At 55.5% G+C, this 4,493-nt stretch carries 1 protein-coding gene; it reads right to left on the bottom strand.

The genetic code is table 11. From position 1 onward, the window contains the following. Positions 1-253: 253 nt before the first annotated feature. Complete coding sequence (locus ACFU8W_RS52080; RefSeq protein WP_384052862.1) at positions 254-3,664, bottom strand: beta-N-acetylglucosaminidase domain-containing protein; 3,411 nt, start codon at positions 3,662-3,664, stop codon at positions 254-256. Positions 3,665-4,493: the final 829 nt, after the last annotated feature.

Below are 4,493 nucleotides of genomic sequence, written 5' to 3'. Positions count from 1 at the left end.
GACCGGACAGACGGTGGCAGACTGGCGGCACATCGAAGCTCCGTTGCACGAAGGGGACTTGGGAAGGTCACCTCCACAACGGAGCTTCGTTGCGTGTGGTCGCGCATCCATACACCATCGTCACACTGCTGTGACCTGCACACTCACAAGATCCCCGGGGCTTTGCAATCGCCCCGTCCACCAGCATGACCAATCAACGACAGCATCGATCAACCGTCACAAGATCTACTGCTGTAGTACGCGGTGCTGCGGCTCACTGGCCGCTGTTCCCGACATTAAGCTCGTTTAGCCGGAGGCCGGATCCGGCTCCCCATTCCAGTTTGAATTCGGCGATCGGCGCATACTTGCGCAGATCGATGTTCTGATACGCGCCGGAAAATGTTCCGGCGTCGATCCATTCCGGATCTCCGGTCTCTGCTGCGCCGGCCTGCGCAAATTTCTTGACCTTCAGTTTAACTTCCGATCCCTCGTTCTTCAGCAGGATCAGATTGGTTGCGTCCGGGGTATTGACGTTGCTGTAGGTCAGCTCCCCCGCCGTGTTGCCGACGTCGACATAGCTGAAGAGATCGAGGTCGAGCAACTTCTCCAGGCCGCTTAGATCGGCTGAGAGAACAGAGGCGTCCTCCTTGACGGTTGTATTAACCTTGACCTCATTGATCTTGAGCCAATTGCTCTGCACGCCGTCGGTCAGCTTGACATAACGGGCGGACTTGCCGCCAACGTGCACAACATTATCGCTTCCCGCGTTGGCGAAGGTGATCGGGTCACGCCAACTGACCCCGTCCGAACTCAATTCGATCTTACCGGAGGACAATATGTCTTTGTCGGAGTTGACGAGCATGTCATGAATCGGAATTTCGCTTCCCAGGTCGAATACGAAATACCGATTTCCGCCCGATCCCCTGAGCCAGAGATACGTGGACGGATCACCGTCCACAATATTACTCGCATTCCCCGAATAAATGCTGGCGTTGTAAGCCGTTGCCGACAGGGACGTTGAACCGCCGAATCTTACGGAAAGCTCCGTAAGCGCAAAGTTCCTTGCCTCCTGAGACGCATTCCTCACACGAATGTATTTAGCCGCATTGATGTGTGGATCCGACCAAGACATCGCGCTCCAGTTTCTTCCGTCTTCCGAAAACTCGACGGTCAGAAACTTGAGGCCATCGTCAATCTTCAGAGAGTGCGCGTTCTTCAGCCTGTTAAATTGGAATCCAAAATAGTCCCCGGGTTCCAGCGTGGTCTCAGCGACGTTCCGCAGTGCTGCGGAAGCGCCTTCGAACGTCAGCACCTGATTCTTCAGCGCGGATACGTTGGTATAGACCTCTGCGGGTTCTTCCACGTTCACCTGAAACTCTTTGACGGATAGGCCGCGATTCGGCGATCCGGTGTTCTCGTCGGTGAACTCGTCAGTGGCTCGGTAGCGCAAGAATTGTGCGTCAAGGTCAAGTCCCTGCGCAGAGACCGTGCTCGTTTCGAATTCCGCAACCTTTGTCCAGTTGCTGTTGTCGACTGATGCTTCGAGCACACCCTTTTTATAGTACTTTGCGCCGTCCATCACGATGAGTACGTTGCCGATATGCGCCTTCCTGCCCAGATTCACGCCGAAGTACGAGCCGCGCGACACCACCGTGCCCGAGTCGGCCGCCGTCGCCGTATCGCCGTCCAGCATCCTCGTGTAGTCGAGGGTCGTGCTGCCGAAACCCTGCATCTTGGACGGCAGGGAGAGCGTTTTCATAAGCTGCATTTCCAGCAGGGATAGGATCTCCTCGGTGAAGGGAACGATCTCCTTCTGCGCAACGACCTTTGCCGAGGATGACACTGCTGCTTTAAGCTCTGCTCTGCGCTCAGAAATCAAGTTCATGGCCGCCTGGATGGATGCCGGATCATTCGCAGATATTTCATCCAACTTCAGGATTCCCTGCACAGTGCTTCTGCTCGTCTGTGCAATCTTCTTCATTTTGTCCAGCCAAGGCGTGAGCTCCCCCGAGATACCGTTCGTACCTTGGTATTCCTTGAGTGTGTCTATGGCACTGCTGATGTCTTTGAATGATCGAGCCAGGGACGCGCCAGACTTGGAAATATCTTCGCCGGCCGCAAACCGCTGCTTAAAGGTATTCATCTGGGGCAGCAGGTAGCTTGATTCGCCTGTGTTAAACGGGTTCAGGCCGTTTGATGCGTTCGCCGAAAAGATGCGCAATGCGCTAGCCGCCTTGGCGTCATCCCGGATGACGTGGTCAAACGAGTCTTGCCAGCTCAACTCCGCATCATATTCGTCGGTGTTCCATGTATAATCCGCGACGCTGAACAGCGATACCTTGGACGCCTGCGCCTGATTCATCGGATTCGAGACAAAGCCCGAGATGTTCTTCACACCCGGGTAGAGACCCTTGGACGGCCCCATATGGACATAGCCCGCGCGTCCTAGATCATTTACCGGATAGTTCCACCACATATAGACTGGCCTGTCGATATATTGGGTGACCCAGTCGATGACGCTCTGCTTGACCGGCGAAACGACGTTATCGCCCGTCCACATGATTTCTACGTCTTTCGGGAACCTGCTGATACTCTTCAGGTAGTTGATCGTTGCTTGACTGCCACTGTCCTTACGGTAGTACTGCGGGCAGAAGATGATCGGCTTTACATCGCCCTTGGGCTTGATGTATTCACTGTCTATCCGCGTGATAAAATTCACGAGTTGGTCGTTGTTCGTTGCGGAGTCGTCAAAGAAGATCGCGAATTGCCTGACGCCGATTCCGTACATCTGGTCGAACTTGTTCTTGAGCGCCTGAATGTCGGCATCAGAGCCAAGATTGATCTTGCCACCGACATGGGCGGCCCAGACGAATTCAACGTTGGTTTCCAGCCCCTTGTCGACCAGTTCTTTCAGCTCGGCGAGCTTCTCGGGGGGATAGGGCTCCCTCCAGCGTGACGCGTGATAGGGATCATCCTTGGGCCCATACAGATAGGAATTCATCTTGAAGTCGCCGCCGAACGACATCAAGTCCTTGCGGTTCTCGTGCGACCATGGTGTGCCGTAAAAGCCCTCGATGAAGCCGCGAAATTTTACGTCCGCATAATCTTCGATCAGCGTGTCCTTGAGAACGCCGTCCGCCTGCTCCAAGATCTTATCGAGCGTAGTGACACCGTAAAACGCGCCGCTGTTTTCAGCGCCCATGATGGCGATGACTCTATCCGCTGCAGAGATCTTGAGCGCATAGCCGTCCTCTCTTTTCACTGAAATTGCCGGGTCGAACTTTCCGTCTAGGTACTCGTGATCGGCTCCCTTGTTGTTGTCGATACCGATCAGAACGTCAATATCACCCGCTGACGCGTCTTGCTGAGTCTTCGTGACGGTGAGGCCTCGTTCCTCGAAGAGTCTTTGGGCCTTGGCTGCGGTATTCTCGCCGACGCCGTCTTCAAGTACCAGATTGATCGTGTGTTTTTTCGCAAGTTTCATCGCCCGGTGTCCAGTGATACAACTGTGCACCCTTGGGTACAGGGCGTATTTGCACTCGACTCCCTTATCCAATGTCGAATTAGAAATAGTATTCGTTTCGTACTCTTCGGCAGATGCTATCTTTGCCGGGAGTATCGACAGTATCAAGAAAGAGATCAGCAGTATTCCCGAACCTGTTTTGCGTCTTGCCTTGAATCGCATCTCGAATCCTCTCTTAGGCTCTGCTGTCTGAGCCCATGTTTAGGGACTTTCGTGATGAATCTTTGCTCGCCGATGAAGACTTCAAGGACGACGAAAAAAGACGATGGCGCCGGTCGTGGACCGAAGCGCTCCCGCCATAATGTGCTTGCTGGGCTTGCGTTGCGGGACGTGAAGCGGTGGCTGGCGATGGGCCCCGGAAGGTTAGTGAAACGTCCAAGCGATGGTCTGCATCCGCACGTACCTGTTCAAGGTCGGTCGTCAGCTGTGCGCTCTACTTGCCGAGCTCGTCGACCCGCCCCATAGCCAGCACGAGCCGACTGTACTTGTGAGCTGAATGTCCCTTCATGCGCGCTTCAGCCCCCTTTCGGGGGAGGTTGAGAGCCGTACCCGCTGAGGTGGTGTAGACCATAGGCGATGATGGGTTCGACGTCGAGGGCCTGTGCGTGCCGGAAGAGGAAGTCCGGCGTCCTTCAGCGGCGAGCGGTGTCGACGTACTCCTGTGTGTGCTCCATCAAGTACGGAGATGTCTGCACCAGTGCGAGGTCTGGGCAGTCGACGGCATCTCGTGGGCACTGCGGCGGCAGGGCGATGTATCTCCAGCACAACTGCGGTGCCGGCCACGGTCTGGTCCTTGTGCATGCTGATCCGTTGGCCGGTTTTGACGTGCGTCCAGTGAGAGGGCGTAAGGGGAATGTCCCTCCCCTCTTAGCGTGAAGTCCGTGACTGCAGGGGAAGTTGGGGTTCATGGGGTCCAAACAGCGGACATACACGCCGGAGTTGCGAGAGGGTGCTGTACGCATCGTGATCGAGACAGGCCGGCCGATCCCGG

It is taken from the genome of Streptomyces sp. NPDC057565 (assembly GCF_042801455.1).
In the GTDB taxonomy this organism is placed as follows: domain Bacteria; phylum Actinomycetota; class Actinomycetes; order Streptomycetales; family Streptomycetaceae; genus Streptomyces; species Streptomyces yanii.
Note: the sequence above shows the minus strand (reverse complement) of the source record. Positions and strands in the feature narration are given on the sequence as shown.